We start from the raw sequence: 22,543 nt of genomic DNA on the forward strand, positions 1-22,543 counted from the left end.
GGCGGACGGGATGGTTACGCAGTCGCGCCCTCAAGGGACGCCGTCCCGGTGCGCCCGATCGGGTGGCGCTTCCCGTCGCGGGCGATGACTTGGCGGACAAGAAGGTTGTGATGCAACTGGTTGAGGATTCAGGGTTCGAGGCTGTTGACGCGGGAAGCCTGGCCGACTCCTGGGCGATGCAGCCGGGCTCTCCCGCGTACTGCACTGACCTGGACGCCACGACCCTGCGAGCAGCGCTCGCTCGAGCCGACAGGGCACGCATGGCCCACGACCAGATCGCTCAGATCCAAGCGGTGTATAATCTGTCTGAAGCGTTGCAAATCCTGCGTCCAGTCTAAAGGCAGCTGTGACCGTGTCACGAGCTGCGGCTGTGGTTTCCTCACTGGGAGATGGGCTGTCTGTCCGCATATACGTGATAAAGCTCGTCTCCTATAGGTTCTGCGCCACGTCCATCGTTCGCTTGAGGCTGAGCTTCAGTGACCGGCTCGCAGCCTGCTGGAGCTTCGAGGTGATGAAGGGCGCGGGTGGCCGGGCGGTGTAAGGCGACGTTCCATGGCCTTGACCGTCAGCGGGCGGGCCTTGAGGTAATCCACGATCTGCACGGCCTGCTCAAGGGTAATCAACAGGGAGGGGGAGTCGCCCTTGAGCTGCCCGGAAGCGTCGAAGTCCTTGGGCCCGGCGAGGGGTTGCCCCTTGATGCTCATGACCAAGGCTTGAAAGGGTTCGCCGTCAAGCGGCTGCACCAGGGCGGTGATGAGGTGGTCGTCGGCGGGCCAGAGCCACCAGTCACGGCAGACTGCACGCGGCCCGCGCTGAGGTGGGGGCAATGCTGTTCCAGAGGACCGCACTGACGCCGTAGCCGCACAGCCGGTTCAGGGCACGGCGGGCCTCCTGCGCGCCGACCAGGGCATAGTCGAAGGCCCGCGTCTGCTGGAACGCCTTGAGAATCGCGTCTTTGGTGATCTGCTGGAAGGTGATGCGTTCCGGCTTGCCCTTTAGAGAGAGGGCGTGGGCGATGTGCCAGGCGATGGCTTCTCCCCTCAACTTGGCCCACCGTGTTGTAAACCGCTGAAGGTCAACGCCTGGGCTCAAGCGTTGTCCATGGGGTGGGCGACCTCGCCGCGTGGGCGAGGTCGGCTTCGGAGCGCGTGCGCTCCTGCGCGGGAGGGGGCCGCGGCCCCCTTGACGCGCATGCGCGTCTGCACCCCCGTGGGAAGGTGGGTGAAGCGCAGCAGGGGAGAGGAGGGAGGCCAGGCCCGTGGCCCTCAGGGGGCCAGCAGCAGAAGGTCGCTCGCCGCGAGGGCAGAAGCCGAAATGTCAGAGGGAAAGGCGCCTCAACATTTCGGCTTCGCCGTCCACGATCCGGGGAGCCATTGCTGTCCAGGGCAAGCCCTGCGGGTGCACGAGGGCACTGCACCCTGGACAGCGCAGGGGCAGAGGCGGGGGGAAAAGAAGGCCCTGGTCATACGCGACTAACGACCCGGGGGGAGGCAGGGCAGGGGAGAGGCTCAGCCTTCTCCTTGTGCAGCGTCGAGCAACGCGTAGGCACGCTCAATAAAGTGTCCGCGCTCCTCAGCGGTCATGGTGCCAAAGCGGTCGAGAAGCGTTTCAGATGCCCGAACACGGTAGACGCGTGTGGCTTCTCCCGAGTTAAGGGGGGTTACACCAAAATTCTCAGGTTTCGCCCGCAACCCTCGATAACGATCCTTCTTGGTCATGTCTTGAACGTACCATAACATGGTGTAACGCCGTGATAATGCTTGACAACACGGTGTAACACCGTGTAATATAAAGGCACTTCGGAGGCGGCTCTTGGCGGAACGCCCCCGAAGAAATCCCACCCCGTTCCAGGAGAAGGATATGAGCGAGTTTAGCACCCACATTTCTGGCAACCCCCGTCCCGGCGTCGTTTTCGAGCACAGTGCAGAAGGCGCGTGCATCATTCTCAACCCGGACCTGACGTTTACCAGCGTCAAGGACGGCCAGGTCCGCACCTTCCTCCCCAGCCTCGATCAGCTCGAGATGTGGCAGCTCGACGCTTACGAGGCGGTGCAGGGCATCAACCCCGACGTGCGGGTCGGTGAGGTCGGGCGGCGCATGGCGCAGAACCTGGAGCTTCACCTAATGGACCTCCGCCAGTCGCGCGCCGATATGGCCTGCTGAGTTCGATCCGGCAGGGGCGGCCAACCTCGCCGCCCCTCACCCACCACGCACCGACGCACACGGGCCAGCTTCCACGCTTGCTCGAGGGGGACCCATGACCACCGACACCGCACCCGCTGCCCCAATTCCCGCCGCTGAACTCCTGCGGCAAGTCGAGCACCACGTGGAACACCTCGCCCAGGGAGGCAGCATCGAACTGCTGGCGTACCTGGCCTTTGCCGCCCGCTTCCACACCTACAGCGTCAACAACCAGGTGCTGATTCTCCTGTCCGCCCCAGAAGCGCGCTTTGTCGCGGGCATCAAGACCTGGAACCAGCAGGGACGCCGCGTCAGAAAAGGCGCGAAGGGCATCAAGATTCTCGCCCCCATGACGCGCCGGGTCGAGGAGAACGGGGAAGAGAAGCGCGCTTTGGTGGGTTTTCGTACCGTGACCGTTTTCCCTGACACGGCGACCGAAGGCGACCCGTTGCCGGAGACGTCATTTATGACCGCGCAGGAGGGCGGAGACCTGGCCCTGTTCGATCATCTCGTGTCGCACTGCCCGTACCCCGTGAAATGGGAACCGCTGAGCAGAGCGCACGGGATGACGGACGGGGGTGTGATCACCCTCGATCCGGACCGCTGCGCGACGCCCGCCCAGCGCATCCGGGTGCTGTTCCACGAGTGGGCGCACGCCGCGCTGCACTTCCAGGGGGCACAGCTGCGCGCGGAAGACCTGCCCGACCGCCAGACCCGGGAACTGGAAGCGGATGCGGCGGCCTATGTGCTGGCGAGCTTGCACGGGGTCGAGGCGACCGCCGCGGTCAGCGACTACCTCACCACCTGGGGTGGAAACGCGGAGAAGCTCCGCGCCAGCCTGGGCCGCATTCACCAGGCTGTGTCCAGCATCCTGGGGCGCTTCCAGAACAGCAGCCGCATGACGCCGCAGGCCGCCGACTGATCCACGGCGGGGGGTGGCGCACTCACCCCCCAGCCCGCCCGGCGCGTCTGGTGTGCCAGGCGGGCAAGAAGTGGAAACGCCCCCGTTGAGCAGGGGAGAGGCCGGGCGCTGCGGTGCTCCCCGGTTCGGCTCCGCCTCACGTCCCCCCCCCGGCCCCCGCCCCGAGGCGGGGGAGCCAAAGCGGAGCGGCCCTGATGGCCGCCTGTGCTCGATCGTCCAGCGCCTGCGCTGACTGGTCGGGGAAATCCAGCACAACGGTTCCATGCGGAGATCCAATCCAGAGCGGGAGGACCGGACAGGGCTTTTGAGCACGGCGAGCGGGGGTCGAGCCTCTGCTGCTGAAGAAGCACGTCAGGCCAGCGCCGCTCCTGGTGTCTGGCGTGGAGATCACGGACGTGGACCGGCAAGCTGAGCATAGCTTCAGTGACTCCGGCCCTCTGCCAGTCTTCGCATCTGCGTTCCCCTTTCATCCCCCGTTCCGATCTGCTGGAGTGGGCGCAGGAGCAGCCCATGGGCAAGAAACGCGACATCCCCAAGTACGAACAAACCCACCCGCCCCACCTCGCCACCGCGGACACACTCCAGGGTGAAGGCCTCAAACCCCACCGTGACCAGCTCCCTGCCGCCCTCTTCCTGCACAAGACGCGGGACCGTGAGCGCCTCTCCGCGCTGTACGAACGTGACCAGTGCGGTCCCCCTCGAGGACAAGAACGAAAGCTCTTCACCCCCAGTCGAGATCTGATACAAAGGCAGATCTGTTCTCAAGCACACCAAACCCCCGCACATCAGGCGGGGGTTCGCGTGACAAACGGGCGCTTACTTCTTGGTGGTGCGCTTGGCCTTGGGCTTGGGCGCTGCGGCCTTGCTCTTGCGCGAGTTGCCGAGGTTCTGGCCCTTCGCGTAGCTGTTCTGCAGCTTGCGGCGGGTTTCTTCAGCGAGGGCCTTGAAATCAAGGACGCCCTCTTCGAGGTTCTCCAGCGTGAGCCTCGGCTTGCCACGGCTACGGGTAGGTGCTGCGGCCAGTTCCTTCTCCACGCCTTCAAACCACTTGTCGAACTTGGAGGAGGTTTCAAACACCATGTCCTTCATGTCCTTCTCGTAGGTCTCGTCACTGCCACGACGCTTGAACTTCTTCGGCAGTGTGAAGCGCTCGGGAAGATCGATGGCGTCAAACTCGCCTTCTCGCACCGCGTCGCGGAAACGCTTGACGAAGGCATCGCTCTGCTGGGGGGTGGACAATTTCTGAACCTGCTCGCTCAGTTTCGAATAAGGCACAACAGCAAAGTACATCATCCTGTATGAGGAAGTCACCCCCTTCATACTTCACGGCTCCTGCCCTTAAGCGCTGTCCTTCCTTCATGGTTGGGTCCTCTCTGCCGTCGCTTCTCTATCTGGACTGGCAAGGAGGTGTGATCGGGAAGTTCATCGCTGTTCGCCTTGACCTTCGCTGCATTTTTCCACGGTCCCCCCAACTTCTTGGCTGGTGTTGCGCCGTCGTTTGTCTTTCTCTGTCATCGCTGAGGAAGCGCCGCCCTGCGCGGCCTTCCATGCGGTTTTCCCGGCAAACTGCGCCGGGAAACCAGAAATCCAAAGATGCGGGCTTCCTCACGGTCGCCCGCTGGATTTCTTACCGCATTCCAGTCCCTGGCCTCGTCTGGAAGGTGGGAGAGGCAGGGCGTGGAGCTGGAAGGCGGTCCACTTCACGGCGCAAGCGCCTGTATTCGCCGCTGAAGGGCGCGGCGAAGTGGGCGGAGCGGCCAGAGGCCGCCAGTCCCATCACGTCCAGCGCCTGCGCTGACTGGCCGGGGCGGCAGCCCGTCACCCACTTGGAGTGGTCCGGCGTGGAGGTTCGTTACCGTCCAGCCGCGCCTCGGTGGCTTGGAGAAAGCACGAAGAGGAGAGACCAGGGGCAAGGTGGCTGGGGGCAGGCCGACAAGTGCCCTGCGAATTAAGCTTCGCTGCCCCGGGTGATCTACAGAGGGATGCAGCGTCTTACTGGTCTGAACTGGTTGCGCAGTTGGCCCCTCCTGATCTGCTTCCTTCAACGGGCTGACGTGGTTCCGGCTGAACCTGACTTCGCCCAGGCCAGTTAGCGGGTGTTGCTCCAGCCAGGATGATGACGGCGGCCAGCCTCCAAGCAAAGCGATCCCGTTGAGAAGGCGGTGACAATGACGGTTCTCTCAGCGCAGGCTCGTTTGCACAGTTGCCGTGTCCAATGTCTCCCCTTGGACTGAACATGTGAAGCGACGCTGGACTTCGGCCCCGTTCAGGAATTCCCCCACGCTGCTGTGCCACGACCAACGGCCATCCGCGAATGCAGGTAAGTTTTCTGGGTCGTAGGACGCGCTCGGAGCCTCAACTTTCGTCCTAAGATTGTTGAGGCACTCTTCCCGAATCAGGTCGGCAGGTTGGACCGCCAGCGTGGCATTGCGCGGCGGATCAGGGGGAACAACGGGTGTTGCTTCTGTTGAGGCAGCATTTGATGGTTTCCCTTGTCCGAAACGTGGGAGAAAGCCGCGGAGGGCCCAAGCACCGGCGAGGACAAGGGCAATAAGAATCACCCGGACCACCACATCCTCTCTACGTCGGTCTTGTACTGTGAACTGCGCGCGCCGCTCCTGATCGAGTTGCCTTCTCTGGGCCGCCTCTTCTGCACACTTCTCCCTGATGGCCGTATTCCTCGCGATTGATGCCTCCAGCTTCTCCTTGGAGGCCCGGGCCCGTTCATCGGCTCGGGATTGAGCAAGTGTGCGTTTTCTCTGGAGCTCCTCAGCGTGGATTCGGGCCCGCTCCTCGTCACTGAGAAGCGGTGGCAGCGGAGGAAGAATCCGAGGTTCACCCTCGGATTGGGCTGCAGCGTCCTTGTCATCACTCATGCTTCCACCTTAAGAAGTGTCCTTCTCAGAACTTGCACAACCTATGCCACCACCAGATTTTAGTCGACATTCACTCCAAAACTCGATACCAAAGCACGTAAGCCACCTTCTAAACCCATTCCCAAAGCTCTAAACTTCCATGCGGCGTTGTGCCGATACACTTCCCCAAATAGCATGGCCGTCATGCCGAGAAAGTTCTCTTGTAAGTCAAAGCGTGCTATTTCCTCACTATTCTCCAGGTTTAGCAATCTGATGTAGGCTCCATTCACATTACTAAAGTCCCTCCCAACCGCTTCGTGGATTGTGGCACACAAGACAACCTTGGAGATCTCAACGGGAACTCGGTTGAGTTCAATGACGATTACCTCGTCATCTCCACTTGCAATTCCATTGAGACTATCGCCACCGTAGCGGACGCTCATATCGATATCTTCAGCATTATTATAAAATACAAAGTCGTTATCACTCCGGACTTGGCCATTGGACTGAACGAGGAGAGCACTCGCGTCGAGATCGAAAGGTTCACTACCTTCAGGAAAGTTCCATCCTAAGCCTACCTGGACGCGCTGTAGGCCTGGATGATTTGCGGTAAGAGAAGTGTTGTTGCCCGAAGTCAGCTGAATGGTCATGCGCGGCCCCTTTCAGCGAGCGATTTGGCTGGTCGTTCGAAGAGCCATGCAATGTCTGCTAGATCTATGAACGAGAGATCATCGGCGGTTGGCTGATTGATGGTGACCACACGTCCCGCCTGGTGCTTCAGGATCGTCTCAAAGATATTTCGGACGGTGCGGGCATTGCCAAAGTTTTGGTCGCGTTCGGCATAGAGGCTCGAAAAATGGGATTTGAGCTGGTACACGGCGATCTGCGTGGATGTGTAACCGTTGCTTGCGCACATGTACTGGAAGATATTCAGGAGTTCTTCGCCGGTGTAGTCGTCGAAGTGGATGTAACGATTGAACCTGGATCGCAAGCCAGGGTTCGTTTCGAGGAAGGCTTCCATCTGCTGGGTATAGCCAGCGACAATGACGACGAGGTCGTCGCGGTGGTCTTCCATGCTTTTGAGTAGGGTGTTGATGGCTTCCTGCCCGTAGAAGTCGTGCCCGTCGGTTTTCAGGGCGTACGCTTCGTCAATGAAGAGGATGCCCCCGCGGGCGCTTTGAACGACCTTCTGTACCTTGATGGCCGTTTCTCCAATGTAGCCTCCCACCAAGCCACTGCGGTCGACTTCTGTGAGGTGTCCTTCTTCGAGAAGGCCAAGTTCTTTGTAAATGAGGGCGATAAGGCGTGCAACAGTGGTTTTCCCTGTACCAGGGTTGCCGGTGAACACCATGTGAAGGCTCATGGGCATGGCAGGAAGGCCCATCTGCTCGCGCATTTGGCGGACACGAACCAAATTCGTCGCAGCTGTCACTTCTTCCTTCACACGGGCAAGGCCAACCATTGATCGAAGTTCATCGAGGAGACTTTCCAGCGTCCGTTCCTTGGGAGGGGGCGGGTTCTGCGCAGACGAGCTTGCAGTCACGGTCTTGGCGAGTGTCGCTCGAATGATCAAGCGCTCCTTCTCACTTGCTTCGATCAGCTGGAGGATATATTGACTCAGGGCGCGGACTTCTTCCTCTGTTTTCTTCCCATCTACTGCAATGCACAGTGTGCCAAACTGCTCGAGAAGACCAATTAAGGTGCGAGTTGTACCCTTTTGTTGACTTTCGTCGTACATGAGGGATGCTTTCAGGAATTCGGGAAGAGCTTCTGAGTCCTCAACAGCCTTGAACATTTCAGTGAACTCCCTCAAGGCTTTTACTGTCTCAGTCCGTGTCTTCTTATTTAAGAAGGCTTCGGCCAGGTCCACTTCTTTGGTATGCAGGTGCTGGTCCGCGTAGAAGAGGTGACTCATGAGACCGAGGGCGTGGACGTAGGCATCCGCCTCAATTGAATATTCCTCGTTTTTCCAGAGTTTGGCTTTTGCTACGGGCGCGAGATAGGCGTCGATGTGAGCGGCGATCTCTTGAGCCCGGGTGTGAATGGGATTCATGAAGAAAATATTAGCGGAGCTTTGCCTGATCGAATGACTGCTGATCTCACGGTTGTCCCTGTTGGAAGATCGAGTAGCCAGCTGATCCATTGGGTGTATGCCCGTGCGTAAGGCGTGACCGAGCATGTTTCAGAGGAGCTTTGCACGGTTGTAGCAAGTTGTTGGGGTAGGGTGACGCGGTGTTGAGTGGTCAGAAGCTCTCCGACTACCGGTTCCCCCTGACGGTCATCGGGGACGCTGTGTGGCTCTACCACCGATTTACCTTGAGCTCCCGCGATGTCGAAGAACTTCTGCTGGAACGGGGCATCTGCGTGACCCGTGCATCCGTCCGCACGTGGTGCATCAAGTTCAGCGACCTCTTCGTCCAAGGTGTACGCCACCGGGAACCACGTCGTGGTTCCCGGTGGCACCTTGATGAAATGTGCGTGGAGGTCGGCGGCGTCAAATACTGGCTATGGCGGGCAGTCAACGAACACGGAGCCGTGTTGGACGTCTTGTTGCAGCAACACCGAGACACAAAGGCCGCCAGATCGTTCTTCTACCCGCTGTTGGAGTACGACGTGCCGGAGATCATCCACACCGACAAACTCTGGAGCGATGGTGCGGCCCTGCGTGAGCTCCCCTTGCTTCACAGCGTGGAGCACGTCCAGGTGATCTCCACCGCCCGTTGCAACAACCTGATCGAGCAATCCCACCGTCCCACACGACGGCAGGAACGTCAGCAGCGAGGTTGCAGGTCAAGACAACGAGGACAGGGCTTCCTTGACCTGCATGCTCGAGTCTCGAACCTTCACCATTCCGCTCGCTCCACTCTCCCTGCTCCTCAACGCCGTTTTTACCAAGAAAAAGCCTTTAGGACGCGGTAGCAGGTCGTGCAACAGGCGGGCTGAACTTCAGGCCGTCTGCGTACTCGGTTCCCCTCTGCTTCCTTGAGGCCAACAAATTGCCACAACCGTTCTTGCCTGTCTGCTTGCTAAATAATATATACGACGAGGATAATCGCTTTCCCCCATCCCCGATCCCTCTCCCCACCCTGACCTCCCTCCTCCTGGCCTTGGCCGTCACGCTGCCACCTTGGGGAGCATTGCCATCTCGCCTAACCAGAAGCGAAAGTAAGATGCCAGTATGCACATCACCTTCCTCCGGCACGGACGTTCCCGAGCAGATGACGAAGGTGTGCATGAAGGACGCTACGACGCTCCGCTGACAGCAACTGGGCGCGAGCAGGCGCACCGTCTGGCGCAGTACTGGCATGCACGCCAGCCTGGGTTCAGCAGGATTGTCTGCAGCCCACTTCTCCGGGCTCACGAAACCGCCGCCATCCTGGCGAATGTCCTGGGACTGGAACTCCTGACGGATTCAGACTGGATGGAGTTCGACAACGGTCCACTCGCTGGTCTGAAACACGACGAAGCACTCAGGAAATACCCGGTTCCCAGCTCCCGCGGACGCTTCGAGCCCTTTACGCGGGACGGAGGGGAATCTGAGGCGGCGTTCCACCGCCGTGCAGGCGTCGCGGTCGAGCGGCTGGTTCAATATGAAGGTGAGCATCTCCTGGTGGTCGCTCATGGAGGCATTCTGAATGCTGCTCTGCGGGAACTGACGGGAGGCAGCCGTCTCTGGTTCGAATTTGGGGACACCGGGTTCACGACCGTGAAGTTCAACGCGTCCAGGGATACGTTGCTGGTGCTCGGCGTGAATCAACAGCCGCACCTCGCGGCCGACTCCGTTCAGTGAACGCGTACACCCACGGAGACGCCTCGCGACGAGGCAAGGAGCAGGCCGTGAAGCGAGGCAAGCGGGTGTTCGTCTCCCTGATCGACGCGGCACTCGTGGGCGTTCTGGTCGCTTGCGTCCTGGGACGGCTGGGCTTTTACACGACCAGCCGTCCCCCTCCCGAGGCCTATTACGGCCAGTTCGTGATCCACTGGCAAGAAGCCTTTTTCGGCATCTTTATTCAGTACCTGATGATGTGCCTGTTTCGGACGAACCTCAACAAGGCCAGGTCCACCACTTCCCCCATCAGTGTGATTGTCCACGGGGTATTCATCGCCGTGACTTCCGGTTTCTGGCCTGGGCTCGCTGCTGCTGCCCAGGAGTTTGTGCCCGCCACCAGCACTTCAGACCCGCTGGCCTTCCTGATTGCTCCACTCGTCGGATGTTTCGTCAGCTTCGTGGCCTGCCTCATGTCACTGATGTTTGTCGCCACGGGCTTTCTCTACGGGCGGACGCTCGCGTTTCTGGACCCCTTCCCGCTGAGAGGTGGGAGGCCGCTGCCCTGATCAGTAGACCTCTTGCGAAAGTCACGATCGGCAGGCTTGGGTGAGGTTGCACAGCGCTGCGATGAGCTGAACCCGGAGTGCAAACCGACGCCGCCGATGTCGGTACACGCCCTTCAGCACACGGAAGATCTTCATGCGACGGATCATATGCTCGATTGCCTGCCTGGTATGCGCGAGGACACGGTTGTCCTGGCGCTGCTCCGCGGACAGAGGCGACGCCTGCGTCGCCTTATGGGGGGTAAGGGCGTGCCTGTGGCTTCTCCACAGGCCCTGATACCCTGCATCTCCAATAAGCGCCGTTTGGTGAGGAAAACGAACGCCTGACTGACGAAACAGCTTTAGGTCATGAACCGCCCCAGCGCTCGTGGCGGTGCCCAGGATGCGCTGCGTCACTGTGCACATCAGCACCTGAAATTTCAGGGTGTGCCGCTTTTTCTTGCCGCTGTACCACGCGCGCTGCTTTTTTTGGGCCGTTCACAGGGCACTTCGGAAGCATCGACCGCGACGATGCTGTACACGAGTTGTGCTTCCTGAAACACGCGTTTCTTGGGCAGCTGGAACCGTGCACTGGCAATCAGAGCCGCTTCCACGCGTTCCACCGTGCGATGCACGGTGGCTTCGTGCACACCCCAGTCGTCACCCAGGTGGGCGAAGGTCCGGTACTCGCGCCAGAATTCCAGGGTCATCAGCAGTTGTTCCGCCACGCTGAGCGCGGCGGGGCGGCCTGATTTCTTTTTCTGTCCTTCGCGTAGGGTCAGCACCTCTTCCATCTCAGCAAACGTTTCCGGGTAGACCCCGGTGCGTCGACGGAACTGCTTGCGATTCATCTTCAGCGTGCGTGTCAGACGGTCTCGCTCCACCCTCCCAGCTTAGCCTACGACTTTCGCAAGAGGTCTAGTAAGCCCAGCAACACCAGGAAGTGCAGGATGGTAGACCGTGTACCGTAGCGCGTAACGCCCCGCTTCTATGACGTCTGGTCGTGCAATTTTAGGTTCCCTCCCGCTATAAGCGGGCCCGTAATCCTTCTATTTCCTCCGCCAAACGTTTCAGATCGCCTGCCACCTGCGCGTCCGTACCGTGACGCTCCGCCCACGCCTGAGTCAATTCGAGAAGCGTCTCCCGCTCTCTCAACCGTTCCTCTACCCCTTCCCGCTCTTCCTCGGCTTGCATTTTCGGCTCATCCGGGATGGGTGGGACATAGACATGGCCGAGCGCGTCGAGCTGCTCCCTGAGGTGCTGGATGCCCACTTCGTAGCGCTTCACCTGATCCTGAAGGTAGGTCACCCAGTACGGGTCGAGATCCGGCTTGGAGAGCTGGTAGTTCAGAGAATGAAGCCCATGGATTCCCTGGTCGAGCGAACGGGCGAGCGCCTCCGCATTCTGCTCCTGCGGGCCGCTCTGAGCGGAGGTCAGCGCCGCGCGTTCATACCGTGCGCGGGTCTCCTGTAAAAAGACCCGTTCCGATGGCGTGGCGTTCTTTTCCAGTTCCTCAATGGCTTCCAGTCGACGTTGTAACTTTTCCAGACGGCTCATGCGGTTTTGACCCCTTGCTTCAACATGCTCAATTGCTGGCGGAACTGCACCGTCGTGATTTGCTCATCGAGGAGCTGGGCCAGAAGCTCAGAAAGACGGAGACGTTCCATCCGTAAATTTGCCCCCATGGTGACGGGAATCAGGCCGTGTGAATTGGCAAGTTCCCGTCCTGCCATTCGCCACAGCGGCCCTTCCGTCTCAGCCAGACGCACATAGTGAAAAATGAGCAACGCAGGGGGAACGACGGGCAGCCTCCGCTGGCCTTGCCCCCACGGGACGGTCAGCGCAGAATTCATTCGTTCCCGCTCCACCGACTGGTCCCGGTGAACCGTCGCCTCAATGCCAAACGCCTCCAACGACAATTGCACGAAAGGCAGTCTGGAAGGAACGGGAACGCCATGAACCTGAATGGGTTTGCCGTCCACGAAGATCGCCGGCATCGCGGCATCGACGAGCTCGCTCGTCGAGTAGGGCGACATGGCCACAAAGGCCGCAGCCAGAGGTTGCCAGAGCGCCAACTTCTCCGCCAGGCCGTTCCGGGCCTCCGGTGACGCGGCGGTCCTCAGGACACGCTGGACCTGGCGGGCGAGGTCAGCCAGGGGTTCGGTTTCCACCCCTTCGGGATGAAGCGCGATCTCGATCTTGGTCGCGAGGGTCAGCACCTGCGCCAGTGGATACAGGGGCTGGGCCAACTCCAGGCGCTGGGCGGCCAAGAAGGGCTTTCCCTGTTTGAGAAGAGCACTGCTCTGTATCCACTGGGCCACGGCATCGGAGAACTGGCTCCTGGGCTGCCAGTTTTTCAGTTCCGCGAGGGTGTCCGCAAGCAGGCCCTTGTTGCGGGGATCAGTGGACTGAACCAGCAGTTGCAGCGCCCGGGTCAAGCGCTCCGTATCCCCTTCCGAGCAGCTGTACACCTGCTCGTCTGGAGGGAGGAGGCCGTCCACCGCCCGGAGGTACTGCCACGTGATCCGCACTTCTTCGCCGTCCCCGTGCTGTTCGCGCACGCGGTCCATCAGACGGGCGGCGCTGACGTCTTCGCCATGCGCTGCGTGGAGCGTGCAGCAGTTCAGTGCGGCCAGCAGCTTCTGACGCCCATTGGCGGTGGGGATGTTCATGACCCGCTGGTATTCCTGGAGGGCCTCATGCGTCTGACCAATGTTGAGTGCGGCGAGCGCGTAGCTCATGCGCGCAGCTGACGTCAGGTTCGTCGTCTTGAGCGGCAAACTGATATAGATGGCCTCTCCTGCCACCTGCATGGCTTTGCGGTAGTGGCGCGACATGGTGTACAAGCTGCACAAGTTGTACAACACGAACACTTCAGCCTCCAGGGAGAAGTCCGAACTGTCACGCCCTGATCGCAGGGCACTCAGCACCTCAAGGAGGGTATCGACCGCTGGATCGACCAGACTCGCATCGTGGGGTCCAGCAGTGCGGCGTGCTTTTGCCTCGTTGAACACCATCAGCGCAAGCGCGTAGGACCGAATGGCCACATTCTGGCTGAGCAGGCATACTTTCAGGTTTTCCAGAGCCTCGTCCCAGTGCCCGGCATACTCGAGCAGTGTGGCTCCCCGAAGATGGGCCATTTCCGTGCCGAAAGGCAGCACCTTGCGGGCGGAATCCAGAAAAGACACCTGGCGGCTGCGCTCAGAAACCCGCCACTGCGCCCACCGCTGAGGTGAACTCAGCTCTTCAGCACAAATGGTGTTCAGAGACTCAAGCATGGGTTGGGAGATAAGACAACAGCTCCTCGGCCCGGGATCGGAAGACCCGGGCAGGTTGAGCTCCATGGAGCACACTGACTGGACGACCATTCACATAGGAGATCACGGTGGGGAAGCTGATAACGCGGTTGGAAAGAGCCGTACGAAGTTCTTCCGTTGCCTCCACAGCACCGAACTTGATCTGGCCGTACTCGCGCTCCAGATCTTCCAGAATAGGGGTGACCACCCGACAGGGCGCGCAGGTTTTAGACCAGAAATCCACAATCCATAATCCCTGGGACACCTGCGCCTGAAAGGTCTGATCAGTCAGCTCAACCATAGAGTTCCTCTTTTATAGAAACGGTGATGTTTTTGTCCAAGGCCTTTGCTTCAGGGCTCATCAGGGCAGTGGTTATGGCATTCCCAAACGGGAGTAGAGGCCGCTCCTACCGTTCGGAGGTCGTCTCCCTGCAAGGATTGAGCGCCTGCGGTGGTGGCAATTAACAGCAGCAAAACGGACAGTAATTTATGCAGCATGATGTTCCTCCTCAAAGCAGGGGCGAACCGCAGAATACTATTCCCCGCTGTCTGGCTGGGAAAAGGTAGCATGCCACCTCCCACTGTTCGGGCTTTGTTGGCATTTTGTTGGGCTGGTGTCACAGGTTTGTTGAGTCAAGATGCAACGGGCCGTTTACCCTCGGAGGGTCCCAGGACGTCCAGCGCAGAAGAGGAACACCATGGGGCATGGACTTGATCATCAGTTGAACGACCACCAGACAGCGCGAGCCCGCTGCTGACAGTGCTAATTCTTCACTTAGAGGAGGCATCCAGTTATGGCGACGGCCCGACGAGAGACAATAACATGTGTGGAAATGGGGCCTGACGGCGAATCACTGCTGAACGAAATAGTCGAACTGGCCATTTATATCGACTTTCTTGTGGTAAAAATCGAAGAGTATAGCAGTTATCCTGCTGATACCATAAATTCGACAGTAAAAAATATAGCCTCAAAATTAGAAAAACTCTATTTTTGTGCCCTTCATCGTGGTATTCCTTTAAATACTGCCTTTAAAGTCAGCGATAAAAGAGGAAAGTTGTATGAGATGCACCTGACCGGAGAGGGTATCCAGTACCGTGTCCTATAGCGTGGGTGCTATCCATAACTTTGCACTTCCGAGAACAGCTCGGTTCGTTCCCCTGACTCCGCCACATCTGTACTCTGGCTCCTACGCTTACCGGACGCTGCGATGAGTGCTATTCAAGTCCAGTGGGGAGCGGCGCGCCTCCGTGGCCTCTACAATCGGGCCATGCCACGGCGTGCTGTACCCAGCGACTCTGACCGGGCCGCCTTTATCTCGCTGTGGCTGCGCCGCCTTGGCCGGGACGAAGCGCGGCGCGAAGCTTTGGAGGCAGGCAACCTGGCGAGCGCGTACCCGACCGCCGCGGACCCTCAAGCTGCACTCTCGGAAGAGCACACTGCCTTTGCGGCCCTCGCATGGCTCGACGCGCACGCCACGCGGCTCGGTGAGGGTGAGGTGGCAGCGCTCCTTCCAGACACCAGAATTCGCGCCGGGAACAGCGTGCAAAAACTCTTGTGGAAGTCGCGGGTGGCTTTCGTCGCGGCACTGGGCGCCCACCTGAAGTTGCCGTCGCGCGTCCCCAAATGGGTGGTCATGGCCTCCGTCGCAGCCGGTCACTTGCCGCCCACGGCCTTGCCCCCGGTCAAAAGCGCTCCTGATGCGCCGCCACCGCCACCGCCTTACCTGGTGACTCTGGCGAACAAGCCCAGCGTCCTCATTGACCGTGCCACGCGCGGCGCAACAGGCTGGGACGGCACGACCCTGCAGTACCGGGAGGCCTTCGAAGACGGCCTGGTGCTGAACTACTTCGAGAAGGAGACGACGCCCGAAGTGCTGCGCCAGCACCTTCAGCGCCTCGATCCCCGTACCTCGGACGTCTGGCGGCTCCTCACGGCGAAGGTCCTCGAGAGTGAGCGCGACGATGTGTTCGCGCCGGTGACCGTGCAACCGGCGGAACTCGCGCGGGCTCTGGGCCTGAAGCCGCACCCCAACGGCAGTGTGCGTCCGCGCGACATTGTGCGCTGCACGGAGAGCCTCTTTCATCTCGAGCGTCTCTGGCTCACGATGCCTGACGCGCGAGGCAAGGACGAGAAGGGAACGCGTAAGCGCGTGCTCGCGGTGATGGAGCGGGGGCGCTCGAAGATTATTGACGGTCAGGAGGTGCCGAGCTCGTGGACCATCGTCCTGGGCGACTGGGCACGTTACTTTCCACGCACGTACGCGCCTATCTTCCGTGGCCTCGTGGAGCTCCCGGCCAATTCGTCAACCAACGTGTGGACCAAGCAGATCGGCACCGAGTTGACGTACCTCATCCGCGAGACAAGCGACGCGCCGGGCAACGTACGCCTCGTGCACGTTGCTACCCTCCTCACCCGTGCCTCGGTGATGCCTGAAGTGCTCGAGATGCGCGAACACCGCAACCACCACCGGGCCATTGAGCGCCTTGAAGCGGCCCTCGACCTGCTCACGACCCTGGGCGTCCATGCAGGCTGGCGCTATGAGCCAGGCAGTGCAGCGGCCCTCGACGCGGCCAGCACGCACAAGTTCTTCGGGGTGTGGCTGGAATGCTTCGTGGAGATCACCGTCGCTGAGGAACTGCTCCGCTCCGTTGCCGCCCTTCAGGCCGACACCGTGGCCTAACGACACCTGACTGACGCAAAACGCCTTATTTGGGGAGAGTCCAGCGCTGTACCAGGCGAAACTGGCAGGGCCAGGCTGGGTCGCTTGTCAAAACACCGACACCTGACTGACGCAATATCCGTGGACACCCAGACGTGTGACACGGCAGCAACGGGTCTGCTGGTGTCTTATTTTCTGGAGAACGGGCATTTCATCCCCCACTTCATGGCGCGTCTGTCAAAAATACCGACACCTGACTGACGCAAATTGTAAAAAAACCGACACCTCACTGACGCGATTTGCACTCTGCGGCCGACACCTGACTGACGCAAATTGCAGAAAAAAGCGACACCTGACTGACGCGACTTGTAGAAAAAACCGACACCTGACTGACGCAATTCAGATAAGCCGCGAGTAGCCAAAAGACGTTGAGGACAACAAAAAAGCAAGGTTTTGCACGGTCCATCTCCCTTACCGCTGCACGCTGTTTTCACAGTCCCCGCTCAGCCTCGTTTTTTGACAAGTGGCGTTTTTTCGGCCTTTACACTGCCTTGTCGCGCTCAAATTCTTATCCATTGCGCACCATCGTCACCCGAGGAGGACCATCCCCACCCATACCTGGCCGCTACAACCCAAAAGCAAAGAAGTCCCACCTGCCAGTGGAACTTCTTCGAACGCTCGGTAGAGTGACCTCAAAAAGCAAGGTCATCGTACCGAGAAGGTCCCCTTGTATCAAGAGGAGCTTTCGTGATTACCTGCTCATCCTGGAAGGCGCTCGCCCACACCGCCTTCCCCCCTCAAGCAGAACGCGTCCCCCTGCCTCCTGAAGCAGGCCCCACGAGAGGCCCAGAGAAGGCCCAACAGCAAGCCAGAACAACTTACAGCTCATCCCCAGTCTTCAAGGCTGTTCTCCAGCCCTCAGGGAGCCTTTTGTGACGGCTGCCCTACGCCGGCCCATCGAAGCGGATGTGCTGGCCACTGAAGCCGCTCGGAAGCAACAACTGGCCGCTCAAGCTGCCGCTCTCCTGGCCGGTCATCCCGAAGCTGCACCAAAGTCCCAGCTCCCCCTGTTTGTGGGAAGTTCCCCCAGCAATACCCGCGCGCCTGTCTGCCCGAAGGAATCCCTCAAGACCCTGGGCTTGTACCGGAAGAGCGTCCGCGCCCAGCCTGTCATGACCGGCTACCGCCCGCAGAAGACCTTTCAGCCCATCACGTTCCCCTGGGCACCCACCCAGCATCTGACCAAACTCAGCCGGAGCGTGGGCCGTGAGTGGAGCCAGGTTCTCGAATCGGTCAGCACCACCAGCCTCGCCGGAGGGAAGCTCTACGCCTCTCAGGGGCGCAACCTCAAGCGGATCGTCGAGGAGCTACGGAAGCACTGCTACCTCAAGGTGGACGAGGCGGGCAGGCCCGCACAGGTCCGGGAGCAGGTCGTGCAGATCGTGGACGGGGAGCGGTACTGCTTCGCACGTTGCGAGTGCGGTATGTCCCCGGCGACCTTCTACCGTGCCCTGGAGCACCCACTGGCCCACCTGTTCATCCGTACCCAGAAGGTCCAGCGGGAAGAGGAGGGCACTCAGACCCGGCGTAACGTCGCCACGCTGTTCACGGTGGCGCTGTACGAGCCGGAGATGCCGGTGGACCTGGAGCAGGCGTTCTGGGCGGAGAGCGTTCAGGAGTTGGATATATTTTTAGCCGTCCCAGACAGCACCTCTCAAGATGACGGGACAAAAAGAAGCCCCTTAACTACTCAAAAACAAGGGAAGACTTGTGGAAAACTCACCGGTCACCTCGGAGGGGCTTCCGCAGACCACCAGAGCGCCGAGGACGCGAGGCAGAAGCTGCTGGGCTGGATTGACAGTGCCGCCCTAATCTCAAGGGCTGGAGACCGTATTGATCTCGATGACAACACCCTGGGGAGTTGTATAGACAGGTTACGAACGAGCAATCCGACCATCTGGGAACTCGCGGTGCAGATCGCCATTCACCACGACGAGAAGGAAACGCAGGCGGTGGCAGCCGTCGGGTACTACAAGGCCCTGGTCCACCTGGGCATCCCCACCGTGCGGCGCTGCATCAAGCGGCTGGAGAAGTGGCGCGCGAAGGGTCAACGGATCGACACGCCTGGTCGACTCCTCATGCACCACCTGAACCGCGAGGCGAGGGCCGCCACGGGCTTCCCCATCCGCGACCTTGGCACCGAGCCAGGACAGTTCGTGGCCTAGCTCTAGCGACCGCTCAGGCGCTGCAGTTCTCCAGCAAAGAGGCACAGATGTAACACCAAACTGAACAACCCACAAAACCAGGTAGGGAAGAGAGTCAACGGCGCAAAAGAAGAGCACGGAGGGCGCCATCCCCTATTGCCCCTTGATTCTATATATTCAGATGGCGAGCCTTCATCCCCAACAGAGCGTGTTCGCCCCTGGTGATTCAAGAGAGCGGCGGCAATCGTCCAACACAGCTTTAAAGTCCAACGATCGTGGCCACAGAACCACCCACAGTCACGATCACGGAGAAGCTCGACCGGTTGTTGTAGGAGGGCCTGCTCTGTTGTACAGGCCGTATACCTACCCTTTGCGGCAACACCTCTCGTACACCTGCAGGTAGACATCGCCATTCACGACGACAAGGAAACGCAGGCGGTGGCGGCCGTCGGCTATGACAAAGCCCTGGTTCGCCTGGGCGTGCCCACAGTGCGGCGCTGCATCAAACGGCTGGAGAAGTGGCGCGCGAAGGGCCAGCGGATCGAGACACCAGGGCGTCTGCTGATGCACCACCTCAACCGGGAGGCGAGGGCGGCTTCCCCATCCGTGACCTCGGCACCGAGCCGGGACAGTTCATGGCCTCGCCCAGGACCACTCCAGAAGCTCTGGCCTAAGCCGGGTCATGCTGGATTCTGCTGACAAGGTGGAAGTCTGAGGCAAGCCACACAAAGGGCTGACCACGCTTTTCACCAGCAACTCGGGAAGTTTGGGGGATTGACAGAGCATCTCTGTCTGGTTGAACCAATAAAACCGTTGTGGAGGGACTTCTGATGTTCTATACACCTCAGCCCGAGCTATCGGGGATTTTGGGGGAGTTGGGAGCAAAACTATCGGGGACTTTGGGGTATTCAGAGAAAACCGTGTTCTGGACGCTAGCTCTCGGAAAATATGCCTTTGAGCTAAACCCTCGGGGACTTTGGGGAATAAGACGCATGATCTATCGGGAACTTTGGGGGATTGGAGGGCAAATTATCGGGATCTTTGGGGGGGAAAACTCAAAATTTCTCGTCCAGTACACGTATGCATTCCCCCCTTGTTGTTGTTTTCTTTTATCTTTTAAAAACAAAAGAAACAACAACAGCTCAGGAGAGTCTCTTGAATAAGTCCATCCAGCGCCTGCCTCACTACACCGATGAGCGGTTTGTCGCTCAGCTGGGGATCGTGAGCATCCAGAGTCGCATCGACGAGGACAACCCCCTCAGCAAGCGGTGGACGAGTGAATTCACCATCGGCGGCGCGCAATACCACATTGAAGGCTTCGCCGCCGACTTCGGACGCCCACGCGGCATCGACACGGACATCCTGTTGGCCCTGGAAACCAAGTTCCTCCTCCTGGGCTGCCCAGATGACGATCAGGTCGTCACGACCCCCTACGAACTCATCCGGATGGTGGGTGACGATTATAAGATTCTCAGAAGGCGGTATGAGGACTGATATTTACAACTTACCCGATGACTTAGCTCGTTTGCGATCAGAAGGCGCATTCTTCAAGATGACTGGGAGATTAATGTCAGGATGTGAGGCTGCAGTTTATCTCGGCGAAGAAAAGAAGGAAATATTTTTTGAGATAAAACGTGATAGCGAACCACTATCTTATTACGTTTTTGTTCCAAAAGGGCTTCATAAATTCCAACTTGAACGGAATTATAGCAATTGTGGAGTAAATCTAATAGTTACTCATGGTTACTAGATAGCTTTCTTACGGCTTCAAACGACAAAAACGGACTCAAGAATTCCTGGCCCTGCACGCCCGAGTCTCGAACCTCCACCGTCACACCCGGACCACGGTCCCCGCCGCCCTCGGACGAAGCCATCCGTCCGCAGCCCTGCTTCGCTGGCGAGAGGCGATACAGCAGGCGGCTTGAGAATCAAGCCGCCTGCTGGGATCCTTCGGCCCCGCCGAGGTTAAGTTGCCAGAACCCTCAGGAGTTGCACCTTCATAGCCGGAAAAAATGCGCCTGGAGGGTAAAAATACTGATCAAAGAGACTCTGCCGGAAGCCGACAACCTCACCAGCGGCGAGTGGGGCATCATGTCGCGCGAGGAAAGCACCTGGCAGTGGCGGTAACTGCGCGTGGGCGGAGATGACGGGTACGGACGCCATCACCTCCTTATTGGGAGGGTGACGGTGAGGCGTGCACCACCCAGGGGACTGAGGCCTGCCGTGGTGTCGCCCCCGTGTGCTCCCGCGAGGGCGCGGACAATCGCCAGGCCCAGGCCGCTGCCTCCGGTGTGACGCGAGCGGCTTTCGTCCAGACGGGTGAAGCGGGTAAATACCGCCTCGCGGCTGGCTGGAGGAATCCCGGGGCCGTCGTCGTCGACATGCAGCCGCACCAATCCGCTCTTGCATTCCACTCCAATGTTCACTCGGCTACGAGAATGGATCAGGGCATTTTCCACGAGGTTGAGCGTGACCTGACGGAGTCGTTCCGGGTCCGCTTGCAGGGGAGCAGGGGAACCTTCCAGGTGCAGGGTGACGCCGCGCGCAGCAGCGCGGTCAGTCAGGTCGCAGACGACTTTGTCTGCCAGTGCCGTCAGATCCGTGGGCTGCAGGTTCAGCACCAGACGGCCCGCATCGGCGAGCGTGAGGGTCCGGAGGTCGCCCACCAGGTGGGTCAGGTGCTGCGTTTGGGTGCTCAGGAGTTTGATCTGCCGGGTATCCAGCGGGTATACGCCGTCTTCGAGGGCGTCAAGCCGCCCCTGCATTATGGAAATGGGTGTGCGCAGCTCATGCGCGATGTCCGCCACCGCCTGTTGCCGTTCTCGCTCCAAGATCTGCAGGTTGTCGGCCATCTCGTTGAAGGTTCGCGCCAGGTCGGCCACCTCGCGGTCCCCGGGCAGCACGGGAGCGCGGGAGTCCAGATTCCCCCGAGCGAGTTGGTTCGCGGCCTGCGCCACGGCACTCAGCGGTTGCGAGACCCGCCTGGCGATCAGCAGGCTGAGCAGGGCGGCCAGTGCGGCCGCCACCAGCCCGCCGTGCACCAGGCTGCGCTGCACATCCCGCACAAAGCTCTGGGTACGGGAGCTAAGCATCACGGGAAAGCGCCCGCTTCCCTTGCGCCGCTCGGCGATGCGGCGCGCCTGGGCCATGGCAGCCTCCGCTTCCGCCGCCCGTTCACTGTGGGCGCGGCTGGGCGGAGGTGGGGGCTGAGGCAGGGGCTCTCCCCGGCGCTCGGCTTCCTGACGGGCGCGCAGGTAGGCCTGCACCTCGGGAGGCAACCGCGCCACTTCCCGCCGCACCGCGAAGTTCGAGAACAGGAACGTCAGACCCACCGACAGCGCCACCACCAGCAGCATGGACGCCAGCAGCGTCAGGGCCAGGCTGGGGCCGCGGCGCACCGGGGGCCATGAAAATTTCAAGGTTGCGTCTCCAGCCGGTATCCCACGCCCCGAACGGTTCGCAGCAGCCCTCCGGCTCCACACCCGTCGAGCTTGCGCCGCACGCTGGCGAGGTGTGCGTCCACCACCCGCTCCAACGCGTCGCTGTCTGGCAAAGCGGCCGCCAAGAGGTCCTCTCGAGTGAACGCCCGTCCTGGGGCTTCTGCCATATGGGCAAGCAGGCGAAATTCCGCGGGCGTCAGGGCCAACGGCTGCCCACCCACCCGGACCTCCACCGCCCGGCGGTCGACTTCCAGTGGCCCGACCCGGAGGAGCGGTCCCGTGTCCTGCAAGGCCGTGATGGTCCGGCGAAGCACCGCCTTGACCCGGGCCATCACCTCGCGGGGCCGGAAGGGCTTCACCACGTAGTCGTCCGCTCCCAGTTCCAGGCCCACGATCTGGTCGGTTTCCTCGGCGTGGGCGGTGACCAGAATCACGGGCGTGGCGCCCTCGCCCCGCACAATCTTCAGCACCTCCAGACCACTGCGGCCCGGCAGCATCACGTCCAGCAGGATCAGGTCCGGTCGGCTCGCCCGAAAGGCGGTGAGGGCGACGTTGCCGTCTCCAGCCCGTTCAGTGCGGTAGCCCTCCTGCTGTGCATAGGCTTCCAACACCTCCGCGAGCTGCGGCTCGTCCTCCACAATCAGGATCAGGGCACTCATCTGCTCCATGGTATG

23 protein-coding genes and 1 pseudogene are annotated in these 22,543 nt (G+C 60.4%); 11 read left to right on the plus strand and 13 right to left on the minus strand.

What is annotated here, in order from left to right; genetic code table 11:
- Positions 1 to 62: 62 nt before the first annotated feature.
- Entirely contained in the window at positions 63 to 338 is a 276-nt protein-coding gene (locus B9A95_RS00330; RefSeq protein ID WP_212648207.1) for an NAD(P)-binding domain-containing protein, read from the plus strand.
- A gap of 135 nt (positions 339 to 473) precedes the next feature.
- Here B9A95_RS00330 and B9A95_RS00335 read toward each other — a convergent pair whose 3' ends face one another.
- From B9A95_RS00335 to B9A95_RS31240, 3 genes are all read right to left on the minus strand, one after another.
- Positions 474 to 827 (minus strand): hypothetical protein, encoded by a 354-nt coding sequence (locus B9A95_RS00335; RefSeq protein WP_084044988.1) that lies wholly within the window; start codon positions 825 to 827, stop codon positions 474 to 476.
- Positions 787 to 1,044, minus strand: a complete 258-nt coding sequence (locus tag B9A95_RS00340; RefSeq protein ID WP_139806312.1) for a hypothetical protein — start codon at positions 1,042 to 1,044, stop codon at positions 787 to 789. Before B9A95_RS00340 ends, B9A95_RS00335 begins: the two co-directional genes overlap by 41 nt.
- A 464-nt stretch (positions 1,045 to 1,508) precedes the next feature.
- The gene (locus B9A95_RS31240) at positions 1,509 to 1,718 is read right to left on the minus strand and encodes a hypothetical protein (RefSeq protein ID WP_139806313.1); all 210 of its coding nucleotides are present in this window, start codon (positions 1,716 to 1,718) and stop codon (positions 1,509 to 1,511) included.
- A gap of 142 nt (positions 1,719 to 1,860) precedes the next feature.
- Here B9A95_RS31240 and B9A95_RS00345 point away from each other — a divergent pair, with 142 nt between their 5' ends.
- Positions 1,861 to 2,163: a hypothetical protein gene (locus tag B9A95_RS00345; protein ID WP_084044990.1), complete on the plus strand. Its 303-nt coding sequence runs from the start codon at positions 1,861 to 1,863 to the stop codon at positions 2,161 to 2,163.
- Positions 2,164 to 2,257: 94 nt separating this feature from the next.
- Positions 2,258 to 3,103, plus strand: coding sequence for an ArdC-like ssDNA-binding domain-containing protein (locus B9A95_RS00350; RefSeq protein ID WP_084044991.1), 846 nt, complete (start codon positions 2,258 to 2,260; stop codon positions 3,101 to 3,103).
- Positions 3,104 to 3,919: 816 nt separating this feature from the next.
- Here B9A95_RS00350 and B9A95_RS00360 read toward each other — a convergent pair.
- The 3 genes from B9A95_RS00360 to B9A95_RS00370 all read right to left on the minus strand — a co-directional run bounded on the left by B9A95_RS00360 (position 3,920) and on the right by B9A95_RS00370 (position 8,011).
- A complete protein-coding gene (locus B9A95_RS00360; protein WP_342744547.1) occupies positions 3,920 to 4,423 on the minus strand; it encodes a hypothetical protein in 504 nt (167 codons plus the stop codon).
- Between the two features lie 1,615 nt (positions 4,424 to 6,038).
- Positions 6,039 to 6,608, minus strand: coding sequence for a TerD family protein (locus B9A95_RS00365; RefSeq protein ID WP_084044993.1), 570 nt, complete (start codon positions 6,606 to 6,608; stop codon positions 6,039 to 6,041).
- Positions 6,605 to 8,011, minus strand: a complete 1,407-nt coding sequence (locus B9A95_RS00370) for an AAA family ATPase (protein WP_170928342.1) — start codon at positions 8,009 to 8,011, stop codon at positions 6,605 to 6,607. The genes B9A95_RS00365 and B9A95_RS00370 overlap by 4 nt, the downstream gene beginning before the upstream one ends.
- A 182-nt stretch (positions 8,012 to 8,193) precedes the next feature.
- Here B9A95_RS00370 and B9A95_RS00375 point away from each other — a divergent pair, with 182 nt between their 5' ends.
- From B9A95_RS00375 to B9A95_RS00385, 3 genes are all read left to right on the plus strand, one after another.
- Complete coding sequence (locus B9A95_RS00375; RefSeq protein WP_084045068.1) at positions 8,194 to 8,877, plus strand: IS6 family transposase; 684 nt, start codon at positions 8,194 to 8,196, stop codon at positions 8,875 to 8,877.
- 259 nt (positions 8,878 to 9,136) lie between these two features.
- Complete coding sequence (locus B9A95_RS00380) at positions 9,137 to 9,748, plus strand: histidine phosphatase family protein (protein ID WP_084044995.1); 612 nt, start codon at positions 9,137 to 9,139, stop codon at positions 9,746 to 9,748.
- Positions 9,749 to 9,795: 47 nt separating this feature from the next.
- Positions 9,796 to 10,293: a hypothetical protein gene (locus B9A95_RS00385; RefSeq protein ID WP_139806314.1), complete on the plus strand. Its 498-nt coding sequence runs from the start codon at positions 9,796 to 9,798 to the stop codon at positions 10,291 to 10,293.
- A 21-nt stretch (positions 10,294 to 10,314) separates the two neighbouring features.
- On the opposite strand, the gene B9A95_RS00390 is transcribed toward B9A95_RS00385, so the two are convergent.
- The 5 genes from B9A95_RS00390 to B9A95_RS00410 form a co-directional block, all read right to left on the minus strand.
- Positions 10,315 to 10,701 (minus strand): transposase family protein, encoded by a 387-nt coding sequence (locus B9A95_RS00390; protein ID WP_245808063.1) that lies wholly within the window; start codon positions 10,699 to 10,701, stop codon positions 10,315 to 10,317.
- 8 nt (positions 10,702 to 10,709) lie between these two features.
- Complete coding sequence (locus B9A95_RS00395) at positions 10,710 to 11,120, minus strand: transposase family protein (RefSeq protein ID WP_084045069.1); 411 nt, start codon at positions 11,118 to 11,120, stop codon at positions 10,710 to 10,712.
- Positions 11,121 to 11,295: 175 nt separating this feature from the next.
- Entirely contained in the window at positions 11,296 to 11,826 is a 531-nt protein-coding gene (locus B9A95_RS00400; protein WP_084044998.1) for a hypothetical protein, read from the minus strand.
- Positions 11,823 to 13,457, minus strand: a complete 1,635-nt coding sequence (locus tag B9A95_RS00405) for a hypothetical protein (RefSeq protein ID WP_139806315.1) — start codon at positions 13,455 to 13,457, stop codon at positions 11,823 to 11,825. The genes B9A95_RS00400 and B9A95_RS00405 overlap by 4 nt, the downstream gene beginning before the upstream one ends.
- An 82-nt stretch (positions 13,458 to 13,539) precedes the next feature.
- The gene (locus B9A95_RS00410; RefSeq protein ID WP_084045000.1) at positions 13,540 to 13,866 is read right to left on the minus strand and encodes a thioredoxin family protein; all 327 of its coding nucleotides are present in this window, start codon (positions 13,864 to 13,866) and stop codon (positions 13,540 to 13,542) included.
- Positions 13,867 to 14,392: 526 nt separating this feature from the next.
- On the opposite strand from B9A95_RS00410, the gene B9A95_RS31245 reads away from it, so the two are divergent.
- From B9A95_RS31245 to B9A95_RS31255, 5 genes and pseudogenes are all read left to right on the plus strand, one after another.
- Positions 14,393 to 14,671, plus strand: a complete 279-nt coding sequence (locus B9A95_RS31245) for a hypothetical protein (RefSeq protein ID WP_139806316.1) — start codon at positions 14,393 to 14,395, stop codon at positions 14,669 to 14,671.
- Positions 14,672 to 14,833: 162 nt separating this feature from the next.
- Positions 14,834 to 16,246 carry a hypothetical protein gene (locus B9A95_RS00415; RefSeq protein WP_139806317.1) on the plus strand — a complete coding sequence of 471 codons (1,413 nt, stop codon included), beginning with the start codon at positions 14,834 to 14,836 and terminating at the stop codon, positions 16,244 to 16,246.
- Positions 16,247 to 17,157: 911 nt separating this feature from the next.
- Positions 17,158 to 18,450, plus strand: a complete 1,293-nt coding sequence (locus B9A95_RS00420) for a hypothetical protein (RefSeq protein WP_084045002.1) — start codon at positions 17,158 to 17,160, stop codon at positions 18,448 to 18,450.
- 1,134 nt (positions 18,451 to 19,584) lie between these two features.
- Positions 19,585 to 19,923: a hypothetical protein gene (locus tag B9A95_RS00430; protein ID WP_084045004.1), complete on the plus strand. Its 339-nt coding sequence runs from the start codon at positions 19,585 to 19,587 to the stop codon at positions 19,921 to 19,923.
- A gap of 269 nt (positions 19,924 to 20,192) precedes the next feature.
- Positions 20,193 to 20,354, plus strand: a pseudogene (locus tag B9A95_RS31255) (IS6 family transposase); the annotation flags it as partial.
- A 237-nt stretch (positions 20,355 to 20,591) separates the two neighbouring features.
- Here B9A95_RS31255 and B9A95_RS00435 read toward each other — a convergent pair.
- Both B9A95_RS00435 and B9A95_RS00440 read right to left on the minus strand, forming a co-directional pair.
- Positions 20,592 to 21,848 (minus strand): HAMP domain-containing sensor histidine kinase, encoded by a 1,257-nt coding sequence (locus B9A95_RS00435; protein ID WP_245808064.1) that lies wholly within the window; start codon positions 21,846 to 21,848, stop codon positions 20,592 to 20,594.
- Positions 21,845 to 22,528, minus strand: a complete 684-nt coding sequence (locus tag B9A95_RS00440) for a response regulator (RefSeq protein WP_084045005.1) — start codon at positions 22,526 to 22,528, stop codon at positions 21,845 to 21,847. Before B9A95_RS00440 ends, B9A95_RS00435 begins: the two co-directional genes overlap by 4 nt.
- Positions 22,529 to 22,543 lie beyond the last annotated feature (15 nt).

Source organism: Deinococcus hopiensis KR-140, from assembly GCF_900176165.1.
Classification (GTDB): Bacteria; Deinococcota; Deinococci; order Deinococcales; family Deinococcaceae; genus Deinococcus; species Deinococcus hopiensis.

Bases quoted from the DNA above. Each gene is read 5' to 3' on its own strand.
- B9A95_RS31240 (WP_139806313.1), bottom strand. From the start codon at position 1,718: ATGACCAAGAAGGATCGTTATCGAGGGTTGCGGGCGAAACCTGAGAAT.
- B9A95_RS00345 (WP_084044990.1), top strand. From the start codon at position 1,861: ATGAGCGAGTTTAGCACCCACATTTCTGGCAACCCCCGTCCCGGCGTC.
- B9A95_RS00350 (WP_084044991.1), top strand. From the start codon at position 2,258: ATGACCACCGACACCGCACCCGCTGCCCCAATTCCCGCCGCTGAACTC.
- B9A95_RS00360 (WP_342744547.1), bottom strand. From the start codon at position 4,423: ATGAAGGGGGTGACTTCCTCATACAGGATGATGTACTTTGCTGTTGTG.
- B9A95_RS00365 (WP_084044993.1), bottom strand. From the start codon at position 6,608: ATGACCATTCAGCTGACTTCGGGCAACAACACTTCTCTTACCGCAAAT.
- B9A95_RS00370 (WP_170928342.1), bottom strand. From the start codon at position 8,011: ATGAATCCCATTCACACCCGGGCTCAAGAGATCGCCGCTCACATCGAC.
- B9A95_RS00380 (WP_084044995.1), top strand. From the start codon at position 9,137: ATGCACATCACCTTCCTCCGGCACGGACGTTCCCGAGCAGATGACGAA.
- B9A95_RS00395 (WP_084045069.1), bottom strand. From the start codon at position 11,120: ATGAATCGCAAGCAGTTCCGTCGACGCACCGGGGTCTACCCGGAAACG.
- B9A95_RS00400 (WP_084044998.1), bottom strand. From the start codon at position 11,826: ATGAGCCGTCTGGAAAAGTTACAACGTCGACTGGAAGCCATTGAGGAA.
- B9A95_RS00410 (WP_084045000.1), bottom strand. From the start codon at position 13,866: ATGGTTGAGCTGACTGATCAGACCTTTCAGGCGCAGGTGTCCCAGGGA.
- B9A95_RS00415 (WP_139806317.1), top strand. From the start codon at position 14,834: ATGCCACGGCGTGCTGTACCCAGCGACTCTGACCGGGCCGCCTTTATC.
- B9A95_RS00440 (WP_084045005.1), bottom strand. From the start codon at position 22,528: ATGAGTGCCCTGATCCTGATTGTGGAGGACGAGCCGCAGCTCGCGGAG.